The 15,488-nt window shown below is 63.6% G+C and carries 12 protein-coding genes; 1 reads left to right on the top strand and 11 read right to left on the bottom strand.

Annotation, left to right across the window (positions count from 1 at the left end; translation table 11 throughout):
- Positions 1–18: 18 nt before the first annotated feature.
- From RRF64_RS17620 to tilS, 5 genes are all read right to left on the bottom strand, one after another.
- Positions 19–306: a septum formation initiator family protein gene (locus RRF64_RS17620; protein WP_323847245.1), complete on the bottom strand. Its 288-nt coding sequence runs from the start codon at positions 304–306 to the stop codon at positions 19–21.
- A gap of 101 nt (positions 307–407) precedes the next feature.
- Positions 408–1,694: a phosphopyruvate hydratase gene (eno, locus tag RRF64_RS17615; protein WP_323847244.1), complete on the bottom strand. Its 1,287-nt coding sequence runs from the start codon at positions 1,692–1,694 to the stop codon at positions 408–410.
- Between the two features lie 255 nt (positions 1,695–1,949).
- Positions 1,950–2,795, bottom strand: coding sequence for a 3-deoxy-8-phosphooctulonate synthase (gene kdsA / locus RRF64_RS17610; RefSeq protein ID WP_422732644.1), 846 nt, complete (start codon positions 2,793–2,795; stop codon positions 1,950–1,952).
- Between the two features lie 63 nt (positions 2,796–2,858).
- Positions 2,859–4,493, bottom strand: a complete 1,635-nt coding sequence (locus RRF64_RS17605) for a CTP synthase (RefSeq protein ID WP_323847243.1) — start codon at positions 4,491–4,493, stop codon at positions 2,859–2,861.
- Between the two features lie 148 nt (positions 4,494–4,641).
- On the bottom strand, positions 4,642–5,961 hold the full coding sequence (tilS, locus tag RRF64_RS17600) for a tRNA lysidine(34) synthetase TilS (protein ID WP_323847242.1): 1,320 nt from the start codon (positions 5,959–5,961) through the stop codon (positions 4,642–4,644).
- A 212-nt stretch (positions 5,962–6,173) separates the two neighbouring features.
- Between tilS and RRF64_RS17595 the strand changes: the two genes are divergently transcribed.
- The gene (locus RRF64_RS17595; protein WP_323847241.1) at positions 6,174–7,082 is read left to right on the top strand and encodes a DegV family protein; all 909 of its coding nucleotides are present in this window, start codon (positions 6,174–6,176) and stop codon (positions 7,080–7,082) included.
- Positions 7,083–7,288: 206 nt separating this feature from the next.
- Here the strand turns inward: RRF64_RS17595 and accA are convergent, their stop codons facing one another.
- From accA to RRF64_RS17565, 6 genes are all read right to left on the bottom strand, one after another.
- Positions 7,289–8,245 carry an acetyl-CoA carboxylase carboxyl transferase subunit alpha gene (gene accA, locus RRF64_RS17590; RefSeq protein WP_323847240.1) on the bottom strand — a complete coding sequence of 319 codons (957 nt, stop codon included), beginning with the start codon at positions 8,243–8,245 and terminating at the stop codon, positions 7,289–7,291.
- A gap of 267 nt (positions 8,246–8,512) precedes the next feature.
- On the bottom strand, positions 8,513–12,055 hold the full coding sequence (gene dnaE / locus RRF64_RS17585; protein ID WP_323847239.1) for a DNA polymerase III subunit alpha: 3,543 nt from the start codon (positions 12,053–12,055) through the stop codon (positions 8,513–8,515).
- Positions 12,056–12,279: 224 nt separating this feature from the next.
- Positions 12,280–12,483, bottom strand: a complete 204-nt coding sequence (locus RRF64_RS17580) for a DUF1289 domain-containing protein (RefSeq protein ID WP_323847238.1) — start codon at positions 12,481–12,483, stop codon at positions 12,280–12,282.
- A complete protein-coding gene (locus tag RRF64_RS17575) occupies positions 12,483–13,013 on the bottom strand; it encodes a gamma carbonic anhydrase family protein (RefSeq protein WP_323847237.1) in 531 nt (176 codons plus the stop codon). Before RRF64_RS17575 ends, RRF64_RS17580 begins: the two co-directional genes overlap by 1 nt.
- Before the next feature lie 259 nt (positions 13,014–13,272).
- Complete coding sequence (locus tag RRF64_RS17570; RefSeq protein WP_323847236.1) at positions 13,273–13,773, bottom strand: methylated-DNA--[protein]-cysteine S-methyltransferase; 501 nt, start codon at positions 13,771–13,773, stop codon at positions 13,273–13,275.
- Positions 13,770–15,266: an AlkA N-terminal domain-containing protein gene (locus tag RRF64_RS17565; protein ID WP_323847235.1), complete on the bottom strand. Its 1,497-nt coding sequence runs from the start codon at positions 15,264–15,266 to the stop codon at positions 13,770–13,772. The genes RRF64_RS17570 and RRF64_RS17565 overlap by 4 nt, the downstream gene beginning before the upstream one ends.
- Positions 15,267–15,488: the final 222 nt, after the last annotated feature.

The raw sequence follows: 15,488 nt of genomic DNA, 5'->3' as shown, positions 1-15,488 counted from the left end.
TAACGAGTGAACTGCTAATCACTCTTTACCCTCGTCCGCGTCGAGAAAGATAAACAGGGTTTCCCCTTCTTTGATCAGGCCGAGATCGTACCGCGCCTTTGCCTCGACACCGTCGGTGCCCTCCTTGAGGCTGCGCACTTCGCGGAGCAGCTGGCGATTCTCCCGCGCGAGCGCGGCATTCTTTTCCTGCTGCTGGGCCAACTGGCGTTTCAGGCGTGTGGCTTCGGCGAGGCTGCCCTCACCTACCCAGAGGCGGTACTGGGTGACGAGCAGCATTGCAGAGAGGATTACCAGCAGCCATTTCATGGGAAATCACGCTTTCTAGCGGCCATTCGGCCGGTTGCCGAGCTGGAGCTCGGCGCTCCCAGGGCGGAGCCGGAGCTCCGCGTTCCGGGGTCCCGACCAGCTTATTTGAATTCCGCGCGACCGCGGTACGGTGCGGAACCGTTCAGCTCGGCCTCGATACGCAGCAGGCGGTTGTACTTGGCCACGCGGTCTGAGCGGCACAGTGAACCGGTCTTGATCTGGCCTGCGGCAGTGGCTACTGCGAGGTCCGCGATGGTGGTGTCTTCGGTTTCGCCGGAGCGATGGGAGATCACCGCCGTGTAACCGGCGTCCTTCGCCATCTTGATCGCATCCAGGGTTTCGGACAGGGAGCCGATCTGGTTGAACTTGATCAGGATGGAGTTGCCCACGCCCTTCTCGATGCCCTGCTTCAGGATCTTGGTGTTGGTTACGAACAGGTCGTCGCCCACCAGCTGCACCTTGTCGCCGATCTTGTCGGTCAGCACTTTCCAGCCGTCCCAGTCGCTCTCGTCCATGCCATCTTCGATGGAGAGAATCGGGTAGTTGGAGGACAGATCGGCCAGGTAGCTGGCAAAGCCCTCGCTGTCGAACTGCTTGCCCTCACCGGCCAGATCGTACTTGCCGTCCTTGTAGAATTCTGACGAGGCGCAGTCCAGCGCCAGGGTGATGTCGTCGCCCAGGGTGTAGCCGGCTTTTTCCACCGCCTCGGCGATCACTTTCAGCGCGGCTTCGTTGGACGGCAGGTTCGGCGCGAAGCCGCCTTCGTCGCCCACCGCGGTGTTCAGGCCATTGCTGGACAGAACCTTTTTCAGCGTGTGGAAAATCTCCGCGCCCTGGCGCAGCGCTTCGGCAAAGCTGGTCGCCTTGACCGGCTGGATCATGAACTCCTGAATATCCACATTGTTGTCGGCGTGTTCGCCGCCGTTCAGGATATTCATCATCGGCACCGGCATGGTGTACTGGCCGGCAGTGCCATTGACTTCGGCAATGTGCTGGTAGAGCGGTACTTTCTTGGAATTTGCCGCGGCCTTGGCAGCCGCCAGGGACACCGCCAGGATGGCATTGGCACCCAGCTTGGCTTTGTTCTCGGTGCCGTCGGCCTCGATCATCGCCTGGTCCAGGGCGCGCTGGTCGGTTGCGTCCATACCCTTGAGCAGGTCGGCAATCGTGGTATTGATGTTCTCGACGGCTTTCAGCACGCCTTTACCCAGGTAGCGGCTCTTGTCGCCATCGCGCAGTTCCAGCGCCTCGCGGGAACCGGTGGATGCGCCGGACGGTGCACAGGCTGAACCGATGGAACCGTCTTCCAGAATCACATCGGCCTCGACGGTGGGGTTACCGCGGGAATCCAGCACTTCGTAGGCCTTTACGGCGACAATCTTGCTCATTAACAAGGGCTCCATGTTGTTAACTGTTGATAAATGGCTAAATAAAATTCTTTCAGGCGGCTTCCGGGAATAAATCCCATATTGTGGCGGCGCTGCTACCGGTGGCGATTTTCGGGACACGGGCTAGGCGCCCCCCTAAATCCATCCCTGGAGGCTTGTCTGCGAGATCCCTCTCGCAGACAGTCCCGAAAATCGCCACCGGCATCATCGCCTTCGCATTGCGCCTATCACATTATTCAATATCGGATCCCAGTATCACTTGGTATCCAGCGGCTCGAAGCCTTTGACCAGATCGTCCACCGCTTTCATCTGCGCGAGGAACGGCTCCAGCTTGATTAGCGGCAATGCGCTCGGGCCGTCGCACAGTGCCTTGTCGGGATCCGGGTGGGCTTCCAGGAACAGACCGGCGATGCCGATGGCCAGGCCGGCGCGGCCCAGTTCGGTGACCTGGGCGCGGCGGCCGCCGGAGGCGGCGCCTCCCGGGTCGCGCATCTGCAGCGAGTGGGTCACGTCGAAAATCAGCGGCGCTCCGCCGGAGGCATCGATCATGGTGCGGAAGCCGAGCATGTCGACGACCAGGTTGTCATAGCCGAAGCAGGCGCCGCGCTCGCACAGAATGATCTTGTCATTGCCGCACTCGGCGAATTTCTCCACCACATTTTTTACCTGGGGCGGGCTCATGAACTGCGGCTTTTTCACATTGATCACGGCACCGGTGGCGGCCATGGCGGCCACCAGGTCTGTCTGGCGCGCGAGGAAGGCCGGCAGCTGGATAATATCCACCACTTCCGCCACCGGGGCGGCCTGCTCGGGCTCGTGCACGTCGGTGATCAGCGGCACGTTGAAGGTCTTCTTGACCTCTTCGAAGATCCTCAGTCCCTCTTCCATGCCCGGCCCCCGGTAGGAGTGGATGGAGGAGCGGTTGGCCTTGTCGAAAGACGCCTTGAACACGTAGGGGATTCCGAGCTTCTCGGTCACCTTTACGTAATGCTCGGCAACCTGCAGGGCCAGGTCGCGGGATTCCAGTACGTTCATGCCGCCGAACAGCGTAAATGGCTTGTCGTTGGCGACCTGAACTTTTCCGACTTCGATGGTTTTCACTGTCAGTTCCCTCTCCCTTTCGCCCCGGCCTGAATTGGCTGGGGCGACGGGTTCAAATTAATCTCAACCCTGGCTTTCGTGCTGTTTCATCGCCGCGGCGATAAAGCTTTCGAACAGCGGGTGGCCATCGCGCGGCGTGGAGGTGAATTCCGGGTGGAACTGGCAGGCCACGAACCAGGGATGTTCCGGCAGCTCGACCATTTCCACCAGGGTGTCGTCCGCGGACCAGCCACCTATCTTGAGGCCGGCCTTCTGCAGGCGGTCGACATAGTTGTTGTTCACCTCGTAGCGGTGGCGGTGGCGCTCGACGATAACGTCGGAGCCGTAGATTTCCCGCGCTTTGCTGTCCTTGGCCAGGCGACACTCCTGACCACCGAGACGCATGGTACCGCCCAGGTCGGACTGCTCGTCGCGCTTCTCTACCTTGCCTTCACTGTCGATCCACTCGGTGATCAGGCCGATCACCGGGTTTGCGGTATTGATATCAAACTCGGTGCTGTTGGCGTCTTTCAGGCCCAGCACGTTGCGCGCGTATTCGATCACTACCGACTGCAGGCCGAGGCAGATTCCGAGGAACGGGATATTGTTCTCGCGCGCATAGCGCACCGCTTCCAGCTTGCCTTCCAGACCGCGCTCGCCAAAGCCACCGGGAACCAGGATCGCATCGGCGCCCTTGATCAGGTCGAGGCCATTTTCACCTTCCACATCTTCCGCATTGATAAAGTCGATATCCACCTTGCAGCGATGTTTGATGCCGGCGTGGGTCAGGGACTCGATCAGGGATTTGTAGGCATCCAGCAGCTCCATGTATTTGCCGACCATGGCAATCTTCACTTCGTGCTGCGGATTCAGCTTGCCGTCGACGACCGCGTCCCACTCGGACAGGTCCGGGGCGTCGCATTCCAGCTGCAGCTTGTCCACGACGATATCGTCGAGGCCGTGGCTGTGCAGCAGGCGCGGCACGCTGTAGATGGTCTTGGCATCCGGCAGCGGCACCACCGCGCGTTCTTCCACGTTGGTGAACAGCGCGATCTTGCGGCGCGAATCCTCATCGATTTCGCGCTCTGAGCGACACAGCAGGATATCCGGCTGCAGGCCGATGGAGCGCAGCTCTTTCACCGAGTGCTGGGTCGGCTTGGTTTTGGTCTCGCCGGCGGTGGCGATATAGGGCACATAGCTCAGGTGGATCAGCAGGGCGCGGTTCAGGCCCAGCTCAACGCGCAGCTGGCGCACGGATTCCAGGAACGGCTGGGATTCGATGTCGCCCACGGTACCGCCGATCTCGACGATGGCCACATCCACGTCGCGACCGCCTTCGAGGACGCGGCGCTTGATCTCGTCGGTGATATGCGGAATCACCTGCACGGTGCCGCCCAGGTAGTCGCCGCGGCGCTCTTTGCGCAACACGGTCTCATAGACCCGGCCGGTGGTGAAGTTGTTGCGCTTGGACATGCGCGTGCGGATAAAGCGCTCGTAGTGGCCCAGGTCCAGATCCGTCTCGGCGCCATCTTCGGTCACATAGACCTCGCCGTGCTGGAAGGGGCTCATGGTGCCGGGGTCCACGTTGATGTAGGGGTCCAGCTTCAGGATGGTGACCTTGAGGCCGCGGGCCTCGAGAATGGCGGCCAGGGAGGCGGAGGCGATACCTTTCCCCAACGAGGAAACCACGCCACCAGTGACAAAAATATAGCGCGTCATGCAAAACCTTGGTCAGTTGAATGCCCGATGGAATCGGGGTGCGGGGTTGGCCCGGGCGGACTTTTCTGAGAACTGCCCTGGAGGCTGTTCCTGCCCGTCCCGGTGCCTTTGAGATGGGACGCCAGACTACCAGAAAGGCGCCTGCCGCTCAATCGCCAATCCGCCCCGGGCACCTTGTCGCCGCCTGCTCGCAGGCCCCGCCGCAGCGCCACTTGAGCGCCCCTTCTGAACCGTCACCGCACAGGAACAAATCGCCCACGGCGAGCAACTCCTCACCCCGGTAGACCAGCGGCACCAGGTCGCGCAGCCAGGGTTCCAGGTCGGCCTCCTGCAGCAGCTTCTTAAGTGTCTGCGAGTGACGGCGGTGCGCCGGCCTGGCGCGCTCGCCGCCCTGGCGATAGCGGACCCGGTAGCGCCCTTCCGGCCAGCCGGCCGCCGCCGCCAACTCCCAGCCACCGGGCAGCTCGAGAGGGGTGTGACCATCCCACTGCCACTCGACATCCCCCGCCACCTCCGGCAACGGCGGAGTCAGGTACAGGCGATCGCGAAAGCGGCGCGCCACCAGGCCAGCGAGCGCGACCTCCATCTGGCTGTCGTGGGCGGCCCCCAGCGCCTGCTGGAGCGCCTGTTGCAGATGCGTCGCGTCGGGCATATCGTGCCCGCGGTCAGCCAGCCAGCGGCGCAGCAGGTTTTTCTGCCGGCGCGCCGGCAGCGTTCGCAGCGCCTCCAGGCCGACACTTTCACCGAAGCGCTCGCGGCGGCGGTCGCAGTGCTGCAGGTCCGCATCACCCAGGTCCGCGAGCAGCTCCGCCGCCTCGCGCAGGTTCTCCACCGCCCGCGATACCCGCGCGCGCAGCGGCCAGCGCTCGCTCAGCAGCGGTAACACCGTCGCCCGCAGGTAATTGCGATCCAGGGACTGGTCCGCATTGCTCTCATCCTCGATCCAGCGCAGGCCCTGCGCCCGCGCATACGCCTCCAGCTGCGCGCGCCCGACACCGAGCAGGGGACGCAACACGGTCGCGCCGCCCAGCGGGCGCCGTTCCGGCATCGCCGCCAGGCCGAGGGCGCCCGCCCCCCGCAGCAGGCGCAGGAAAAACGTCTCCACCTGATCGTCGCCGTGCTGCGCCAGCAACAGCTGGTCGCCGGGCTGCAGTATCTCGGCGAACACCCGGTAGCGGGCCGCGCGCGCGGCCTGTTCGAGGCCGCGACCGGCGGCGTCGATCCGCACGCGCCGCGCGACAAAGGGCACATCCAGGGCGCAGGCCACCGCCGCGCAGTGGGCCTGCCAGGCATCGGCATTGGCAGACAGGCCGTGGTGGATATGTAGCGCACGCAGCTCGACGCCCCGCTTGCGCAGAAGATGCAGCAGCACGGTGGAATCCAGTCCGCCACTGAATCCCACCCAGCGGACACCGCCAGCGTAATGACGCGGGACCTGCTCGGCTACTTTTGCCGCCCAATCATTCAAAGTCGTTCCCAATCCCCGCACCGGTTATACCTGTCACCTGCGGCCAATCGCGCATGTGCCGCACATCCCGGAAGCGTTGCCGCCATCGGTGCGACTGCGGCAGCCCCAATTAAAACTATTGTGCCATTTTGTTCTGTCGTGCCCTGGCGCCAGGTGATAGATTTATCAGCCTGAATTTGATCTGACTCAAAGTTGTACAAAAAGAGCACAAGATGGTCCAGTTAGTTGTCGATTCCGGATGTGACCTGCCGGATGATTTTCTGCGCAAATTTACCATTCCCGTACTCCCCCACTCGGTCGGCGTAGGCGAGGACACCTTCGGCGATCAGCGCAATCCGGCGAAGATGAACCATTTTTATTCCATGTCCCTGGTTGACCGCTCGCGCCACATAGTCACCGGACCGGCGCCGACCGAAGAGATCGGCTCCATCCTGCGGAGCCTGGTAAACAAGGGCTGCAAAGATATAGTGGTGCAGACCATCAATGGCACCAACAGCCCCACTTACAAGAATGCCCGCACCGCGGCGCGAGTGCTGCTCAACAGCGACGACGCCGGTGACGATGTGGCGATTCACACCGTAGATTCGCGCACCCTCTTTTCCGGCCAGGGGCTTCTCGCACTCTATTCATTGATGCTGATACGCAAGGGGCTGAGCGGCGCGGAAGTCGCCAACAAGGCGGAGGAGTTCAGCCACAGGATTCACGGCTATGCCGCGATCAACGATGTCTATTATGTGCGCGAGCGGGCCCGCAGCAAGAACGAAAACAGCATCAGCTGGCTCAAGGCCACCGCCGCCCGCCACCTGGATCTGCACCCGATTCTGTCGATGCACCGCGATGGCAGCACCGTGACCGATACGGTGCGCGGCTACGACAACTGTACCGAGGCGCTGTTCAAGCTGGCGATCGACAAGATCCGTGCCGGGGAATTGCAGGTACCCATGGTGGTAGTGAGCATCGCCGGCCGGCTGGAAAACCTGGAGCAGGTGCCGGGCTTTGCCGAGCTGGAAAAGGTTGCCGGGGAGCACAACGTGAAGGTCTACCGGTCGGTGATGAGCCTGTCCGGGGGGATCAACCTGGGTCCGGGGACTGTGGCCTTAGCGCTAGCGAGCAAGGAATAAGGCGCTGGCCGCGAAGGAATAAAGTGGATCTACGGGCGCGGCCCTGCTACCGGTGGCTGCTGCGCATTGTGCTTCGGTACTCTTCCAAACCGGCCCGCAGGGTGCGCCGCGCGCACCGCCAGTTCGCTCGGTGCGCACGGCGCACCCTACTCGAGCCCCGAGCCCCGAGCCCCGAGCCCCGAGCCCCGAGCCCCGAGCCCCGAGTATCAGGCAACGATATTGCCGTAACTCATCAGCCGCTGGTAGCGCTTCTCCAGCAGCTCGTCGATGGGCACATTGCGCAGCTGGTCCAGCTGCGCGCTGAGGCGCTCTCTCAGGCGTGCGGCCATGGTATCCGGATCGCGGTGGGCGCCGCCGAGCGGCTCCGGGATGGTCTCATCCACGATGCCCAGCTCCTCCAGCACACTGGAGGTCACCCCCATGGCCTCGGCCGCCAGCGGCGCCTTCTCCACGGTCTTCCAGATGATATTGGCGCAGCCCTCCGGTGAGATCACGAAGTAGGTGGAGTACTGCAGCATGTTCAGCTGATCGCCGACGCCGATGGCCAGGGCGCCACCGGAGGAGCCCTCGCCGATCACGGTGCAGATGATCGGTGTGCGCAGGCGCGACATCACCGCCAGGTTTTTGGCGATGGCTTCACTGATTCCGCGCTCTTCGCTGTCGATGCCCGGGTAGGCCCCGGGGGTATCGATCAGGGTCAGCACCGGCATTTTGAAGCGCTCGGCCATTTCCATGACGCGCAGCGCCTTGCGGTAGCCCTCGGGCTTCGGCATGCCGAAGTTGCGCGCCACCTTTTCATTGACGGAGCGGCCCTTCTCCTCGCCGATCACCGCTACCGGCACGCCGTCCAGGCGCGCGATGCCGGCGATGATGGCCTTGTCGTCGCCGAAATGGCGGTCGCCGTGCAGTTCGTCCCAATCGGTGAAAATGCGCTCGATATAATCTTTCGAATAGGGGCGCTGCGGGTGGCGCGCCACCTGCACCACCTGCCAGGGCGACAGGTTGGAGTAGATGGATTCGGTCAGGCTCTTGCTCTTTTCCCGCAGGCGGGCCACCTCGTCGGCAATATTCAGCTCGTTGTCATCGCCCACGTGCTGCAGCTCTTTTATCTTGCCTTCCAGTTCAGCAATCGGCTGTTCAAATTCGAGAAAATTGAAATTCATGAAATCCGCGCCTTGAATCTGTTTCGTATCTGCCGGGAGCGTCGCGCTCTGGCGCCGCTCAAAAATCTCTCACTTACCGCCAATCTCGTCGTCCCGGCTCAGAGCCTCTGCCGGGCGTGATCCGCTACCGGAGCCCAGGGTCAGGTTGGTTCTGGATTCCGGCGCTCGCCGGAATGACGACGTCGGGGCGCAACACACCCCGCGAAAACGGCTATTTTAAAATGGCGGCTAGCTTACCTATATAGAACTGGCTAGTCGAGCCCGTCTCTATCTATTCCGCTCAGTGTAGTTTAGCGCTACACGCTCTCTACCCAGCAGTTCACGCAACGACTGCACCAGCTGATCATTTGGCTCCACGTTCCACTCCGCCGGCAGCCGGTAGACGCCGCGGGCGTCGCTGCGCAGTACTTCCAGGCTGACGCCGCAACTGCTGGCTGGCCCGCCGGTGTAGGGCTGCAGACAGGCCGCCAGGCGTCTAACCAGGCCCGGTGTCGCCGCAGCACTTTCCAGCTGCAGGCGCACGCCATTCACACTGCGCTGGCGCAGCTCGTCCAGCGTGGAGACGCTGTTGACGGTCATCTTCAGACCGCCGCTGTAGTCGTCGTGGGCGACGGGGCCCTCCAGTACCAGCAGTGCGTCCTTGGCCAGTTTCTCTCGACACTCTCCAAAGGCCTCGCTGAATACCGCCGCCTCGATGCGGCCGCTGCGGTCGTCCAGCGTGACGATCGCCATGGTATCGCCGCGTTTGGTCTTCATCACGCGCATGGCCACCACCAGCCCGGCTACCTTCTGCCCCTCCTTGCCGGCCCTCAGATCGGCGATGCGCGCCTTCACCAGGTGCTTGAGCTCGTCCTCATACTCGTCGATCGGGTGGCCGGTCAGGTAGAGGCCCAGCGTGTTCTTTTCCCCTTCGAGGCGCTCGCGAATGCTCCAGGGGCGGGCGCGGCGGAATTCCGCGTAGACATCGCCATCCGACGCCTGGGGTACCACCTCACCGAACAGGTCCATCATGCCGGCACTGGCGTTCGCCGCCTGCTGCTCGGCCGCCTTCACTGCCTCGTCCAGTGCGTTGAACAGTACCGCGCGGGAGTAATCGAGGCCGTCCGCACCGCCGACATCGGGTCCAATGCTATCCAGCGCACCGGAGCGTACCAACGCTTCCAGGGCGCGCTTGTTGACCTTGCGCGGATCGATTCTCGAACAGAAATCAAACAGGTCGGTAAATGGTCCGCCCTCTTTGCGCACCGCGATGATGTTCTCGATCGGCCCTTCGCCGAGCCCCTTGATCGCACCGAGGCCATAAATAATGCGGTTGTCGCCATTCTCGGAGACAGGCACCGAGAACTGGTAACTGCCCAGATTCACATCCGGCGGCACCAGGTCCAGCTTCATGGCCCGGCACTCCTCGATAAAGGTCACCACCTTGTCGGTCTTGTCCATATCCGAGGACATGGTCGCAGCCATAAACTGCGCCGGGTAGTGAGCCTTGAGCCAGGCGGTCTGGTAGGAAACCAGCGCGTAGGCGGCGGAGTGGGATTTGTTGAAGCCGTAACCGGCGAACTTCTCCACCAGGTCGAAGATCTTGATTGCCAGCTCAGGGTCGACGCCCTGCTCTTTCGCGCCGTTTTCAAAAGTAGCCCGCTGCTTGGCCATCTCCTCGGGTTTTTTCTTACCCATGGCCCGGCGCAGCATGTCCGCGCCGCCGAGCGTATAGCCCGCCAGTTCCTGGGCGATCTGCATCACCTGCTCCTGGTAGACGATGACCCCGTAGGTCGGCTCGAGAATCGGCTTCAGCTTCTCGTGCTGGTATTTCGCATCCGGGTAGGCCACCTGGGCGCGGCCGTGCTTGCGGTTGATGAAGTCGTCCACCATGCCCGACTGCAGTGGGCCGGGGCGGAACAGGGCCACCAGGGCGATCATGTCCTCGAGGTTGTCCGGCTGCAGGCGCTTGATCAGGTCCTTCATGCCGCGGGATTCCAGCTGGAACACCGCGGTGGTCTCGGCCCGCTTGATCATCTTGAAGGTTTCGTCATCGTCCAGCGGTAATGCCTCGATGACCAGCGGCTCCAGACCATCGCGCGCGCGCTGCTCGTCCACCATGCGCTTGGCCCAGTCGATGATGGTGAGCGTGCGCAGGCCGAGGAAGTCGAACTTCACCAGGCCCGCGTCTTCCACGTCGTTCTTGTCGAACTGGGTTACCAGGCCCGCGCCGGTCTCGTCGCAGTAGAGCGGCGCGAAGTCGGTCAGTTTGGTCGGGGCGATCACCACGCCGCCGGCGTGCTTGCCGACGTTGCGCGCCACGCCCTCGAGCTGCAGGGCCATCTCCCAGATCTCCTGGCCCTCCTCGTCGGATTCGAGGAATTCCCGCAGTACCTCTTCCTGCTCGAACGCCTTCTGCAGGGTCATGCCGACGTCCGGCGGGATCATTTTCGACAGTTTGTCGGCGAGGCCGTAGGACTTGCCCTGCACCCGCGCCACGTCGCGCACCACCGCCTTCGCCGCCATGGTGCCGAAGGTGATGATCTGGCTCACCGCCTGGCGGCCGTAGTTGTCGGCCACATAGCCGATTACCCGGTCGCGCTTCTCCATACAGAAGTCGACGTCGAAGTCGGGCATGGACACCCGCTCCGGGTTCAGGAAGCGTTCGAACAGCAGATCGTATTGCAGCGGGTCCAGGTCGGTGATGTCCAGCGAGTAGGCCACCAGCGAGCCGGCACCGGAACCCCGCCCCGGCCCCACCGGGATGTCGTGGTCCTTGGCCCACTGGATAAAGTCCATCACGATCAGGAAGTAGCCGGGGAAGCCCATCTGGATGATGATGTCCAGTTCGAAGCGCAGTCGCTTCTCGTAGACGGCGCGGCGCTCGGCGTAGTCCGGGGCAGACCTGTCGAGGATTTTTTCCAGGCGCCGCTCCAGTCCGTCGAAGGAAACCTTCTCGAAGAACTGGTTCTCGGTCATGCCCTCGGGGATCGGGTACTCCGGCAGGAAGTATTTGCCCAGCTGGATCGGCGCGGAACAGCGTCTGGCGATCTCCACGGTGTTGTGCAGCGCTTCGGGAATATCCGCAAACAGCTCCCACATCTCTTCCGGCGTGCGGAAATACTGCTCCGGCGAGTAACGGCGCTCGCGGCGCGGGTCGTCCAGCGCGCGGCCCTCGTGAATGCAGACGCGCACTTCATGGGCCTCGAACTCGCTCTCCTCGAGGAAGCGCACATCGTTGGTGGCGACCACTGGCAGACCCAACTCCTGGGCAAGCGCGATCGCGGCGTGCAGATATTCCTCGTCGCCGGGGCGGCCGGTGCGCTGCAGCTCCAGGTAGTAGCGGCCGGGGAAAATCTGGGCCCACTCGCGCGCCAGCTCTTCGGCCTGGGCGCGGCGCCCGGCGATCAGCGCGCGGCCGACATCGCCGTATTTGGCCCCGGACAGCATCAGCACGCCCGCACTGTAATCCTGCAACCACTCGCGTTTTACATAGGCGTTGCCGTGGTACTGGCCCTCCATCCAGGCACGGGAAATCAGCTCGGTGATATTGCGGTAGCCGTCGCCGTTCATCGCATAGAGGGTGATCAGCGTGGGCTTGTCCTCACCGCCTTCGCTGAGCCAGAAGTCCGCGCCGGTGACCGGCTTGATGCCGGCGCCGAGACAGGCGCGGTAGAACTTGATCTGGCCGTAAAAGTTGGTCTGATCGGTGAGCGCCAGCGCCGGCATCTGCAACTCCTGTGCACGCGCCGCCAGCGGCTTGATCCGCACCAGGCCGTCGATCAGGGAGAATTCGGAGTGGACTCTTAAGTGGACAAAGGGTTGGGTCATGTTATTTCGTATTCTGTTGGAGGCCTCGCCCCGGGAGCCCTATTGCGGGCTTCCGGGCGCCCCTGCTGCCGGTGGCCTTTCGCCAGACACGCTGTAAATACGTCCCTGTACGCTCTCCACGGCCATCCATGGCCGTGAAAGGTCTGGCGAAAGGCCCCCGGCATCAGAGGCTTCGCATCGACCCTAGTGGCTCACCGAACGATGCGGCTTCAAATTTTTACGTTTTACCAGATGCGGCCCATCTGCCGCGCGCGCTCGGTGCAGCTTTTCAGTACCGCACGGCGCTCCTCATTGCTCATTGTGCCCCAGCGGCTGATCTCCATACCGCTGCGGAAACAGCCCTCGCAGAGATCCTGCGCATTCAGCGCACAGACGGAAACACAGGGGGATTTTACGGGCTTTTCGACCGCCACTGCTTTTTCTGACATCACGATTCTGAAACCGGTGCCAGTTCTTCGGCAAAGCGCTTGCCGTTGGCCGCGTAATGGTCGCTGCTGGCCTTGAGCAGCTCGAAAGTGGATTCGTCCAGGGTTCTGACTATCTTGCCGGGGCTGCCCAGCACCATGGAGTAGTCGGGGATCTCGGTATTTTCGGTGACCAGGGCATTGGCGCCGATGATGCAGCACTTGCCGATCTTCGCGCCGTTCAGCACCACGGCATTGATGCCGATCAGGCTGTAATCGCCGACGGTGCAGCCGTGCAGCATCACCTTGTGGCCGATGGTCACGCCGGTGCCGATGGTCAGCGGGACGCCCGGGTCGGTGTGCAGCACCGAGCCGTCCTGCACGTTGCTGTACTCGCCGATGGTGATCAGATCGCAATCGCCGCGCACCACCGCATTGAACCATATGGAACTGTGACTGAGCATTCTGACATTGCCGATCACCTGGGCACCGGGCGCAATATAGTGGCCCTCGCCCTCCAGTCGTGGCTGCTGGTCTCCCAGTCTGTACAGCATTTGGCCTCCGGCTCTGAGTTGGTGCGAGCCGGCTATTATCCCGGTCGGAGGGGGCTGTGGCTAGCGGATGGTTCTTGCGTTCTGGCCGGCTGATCTGCGGCCCGCTTGCCGAGCTGGAGCCTTCAGCGCTTCGAGCTTACGGCTCGGTTGACCCGCGCCATCCCAGGCGCTCGCCCTTCGGGCGCCTTCGGCGTCCAAATCGGCTGTTCCGGCCGCTCCAGGTGTTCGCGGCGCCTTCGGCCCTGCCCATTTGTCCCGGCTACAGCAGTTCCGCCTGTTGTACGAAGCGGGCGCCCTCCAGGGTCAGCAGGCGGGCCTTCATGTCCAAGCCGCCGGCATAGCCGGTCAGGGTGCCGTCGGCGCCGATCACCCGGTGGCAGGGGATCACTACCGCGATACGGTTGGCGCCGTTGGCCCGCGCCACCGCGCGAATCGCCTTCAGGTTGCCGAGCGACCCGGCCTGCTGGCGGTAGCTGCGGGTCTCTCCGTAGGGGATGCGCAGCAGTGCATCCCAGACCCGGCGCTGGAACTCGGTGCCACGCGGGTTCAGCGGCAGGTCGAAGTCCCGGCGCGCGCCGGCGAAATACTCCTCCAGCTGCCGGGCGGCCGCATCGGTCAGCGCCGTGGAACCGCGCTGCCAGTCCGGTTCCAGGCGCAGCGGGCGATCACCACTGTGAAATTCCAGCGCAACCAGCCCCCGCTCGTCGGCCGCGATACCGACATCGCCAAAGCCGGTGGGATAGATCTCGTAATTGGTCATTGTGCTTCTCCCGTATTCCTGGTGGCAGCCAGCGACTGCCACAACAGCAGTGCGCCGTAGGCCCGCCAGGGGCGCCAGTTTTCGGCCCTCGCCAGGGCCTGTTTCGGTTTTGCCTTTTCGCCGTCGCCACCTTTCTCCGCCTCGCTTCCCAGGGCCTGCAATATGCCCAGGTCCGAGGCCGGAAAGGCGTCGGGCATGGACAGACCGCGCATGGCGATGTAATGCGCGGTCCAGTCGCCGATGCCCGGCAGCGCGGTCACCTGCTTACACCACTCGCCCAGTTCCGGTTCGGCGAAGTTCACCCGCCCATCGAGCGTCGCGGCGACGAACGCCCGCAGTGTCTGCGCCCGCGCCCGGGTCAGGCCCAGACCGTCAAACTGCGCATCTGCCAGCTGCGGCGCGGTCGGGAACAACCACTGCTCGCAGCCGTCGTTGTCGATAAACGAATCGCCGTAGCGGGCCACCAGACGCCCGGCAATGGTGGTGGCAGCCGCGACAGAGATTTGCTGGCCGAGAATCGCGCGCAGCGCGTACTCGAACGGATCCCAGGCGCCCGGCAGGCGCAGGCCCGGCGAGCGCGCGAGCTGTGCCGCCAACAGCGGGTCCCGGGACAGTACTGCGGCAATTTCGTCCGTGTCCGCATCCAGATCGAACAGGCGTCGCAACCGCTGGTTGACCAGGTACAGCACTGCACCACTGCCCTCACCGCTGACTTTCACTTCCAGGCGGTGTCTGTCCGGCTGATGGCGCACCTCGAGCACGCCGCGAAACTGCTCCAGGGCGATGCTGCGCCGATAGACCTCGCCGTCCACCTGCTCCACTCCCGCGAGCGCGCGGGCACTGAAGAATGCCAGCAGCTGCGGCCAGTCCAGCGGCGGCCGGTAATCGAGATACAGGCGGACCGTCGCGCCCTTCGCGCCCGGGGCCTCGCCGGCCACCCGCTCGCGGCGCACTTCCGACGGCGTGCGCCGGTAGATCTGTTTGAACACGCTGTTAAAGCGGCGCAGGCTGTTGAAGCCCGCCTCGAACGCGATATCGCCGATCGGCAACGCGGTGTCGCGCAACAGCCGGAACGCAAACAGCGCGCGCTCCGCCTGCCACACCGCCAGCGGGCTGACACCCAGGTATTCCGCGAACAGACGCCGCAAGTAGCGGCTGCTGACGCCGAGGCGCTCCGCCAGCACCTCCACGGACTGCACCTCGCGCTCGCTGCGCATCAGCTTCAGCGCGCGCTGTACCGTGGTGGACACCAGCCCCCAGGCCGGGCTGCCCGGCGCCGAATCCGGCCGGCAGCGCAGGCAGGGGCGGAAACCGGCATTCGCCGCTTCCGCCGCGGTGGCAAAGTAAGTGACGTTGCGCTCGAGCGGCGGTCGCGCGGGGCAGATGGGGCGGCAGAAAATGCCGGTGGTCTTCACCGCGGTAAAGAAACGGCCGTCGAAGCGCCGGTCGCGCGCCAGGCGCGCGCTGGAACAGATTGCCGGGTCGAGCTGCACGTGATCCTCCTCTCTCTGGCGGCCAGTTTAGGCGCAGGCGCCGCTCCATACTAGTCATATTCGGAACTGACAAGTTTCCTCTCCGCACCGATCGCCCCACCCCCTCCAGGGCCTGCGCACGCCGACTTAGGGGGCAGCACCGCGGTGCGCAATAAAGTCAGAAGTTCCGGCGCCAGTTGGTTAGACGCGGGCCCGGGAGTCGCCTACACCTTAATAGCGAAC

It is taken from the genome of Microbulbifer magnicolonia (assembly GCF_035117725.1).
In the GTDB taxonomy this organism is placed as follows: Bacteria; Pseudomonadota; Gammaproteobacteria; order Pseudomonadales; family Cellvibrionaceae; genus Microbulbifer; species Microbulbifer magnicolonia.
Note: the sequence above shows the minus strand (reverse complement) of the source record. Positions and strands in the feature narration are given on the sequence as shown.

Bases quoted from the DNA above. Each gene is read 5' to 3' on its own strand.
- RRF64_RS17620 (WP_323847245.1), bottom strand. From the start codon at position 306: ATGAAATGGCTGCTGGTAATCCTCTCTGCAATGCTGCTCGTCACCCAG.
- eno (WP_323847244.1), bottom strand. From the start codon at position 1,694: ATGAGCAAGATTGTCGCCGTAAAGGCCTACGAAGTGCTGGATTCCCGC.
- RRF64_RS17605 (WP_323847243.1), bottom strand. From the start codon at position 4,493: ATGACGCGCTATATTTTTGTCACTGGTGGCGTGGTTTCCTCGTTGGGG.
- RRF64_RS17595 (WP_323847241.1), top strand. From the start codon at position 6,174: ATGGTCCAGTTAGTTGTCGATTCCGGATGTGACCTGCCGGATGATTTT.
- accA (WP_323847240.1), bottom strand. From the start codon at position 8,245: ATGAATTTCAATTTTCTCGAATTTGAACAGCCGATTGCTGAACTGGAA.
- dnaE (WP_323847239.1), bottom strand. From the start codon at position 12,055: ATGACCCAACCCTTTGTCCACTTAAGAGTCCACTCCGAATTCTCCCTG.
- RRF64_RS17580 (WP_323847238.1), bottom strand. From the start codon at position 12,483: ATGTCAGAAAAAGCAGTGGCGGTCGAAAAGCCCGTAAAATCCCCCTGT.
- RRF64_RS17575 (WP_323847237.1), bottom strand. From the start codon at position 13,013: ATGCTGTACAGACTGGGAGACCAGCAGCCACGACTGGAGGGCGAGGGC.
- RRF64_RS17570 (WP_323847236.1), bottom strand. From the start codon at position 13,773: ATGACCAATTACGAGATCTATCCCACCGGCTTTGGCGATGTCGGTATC.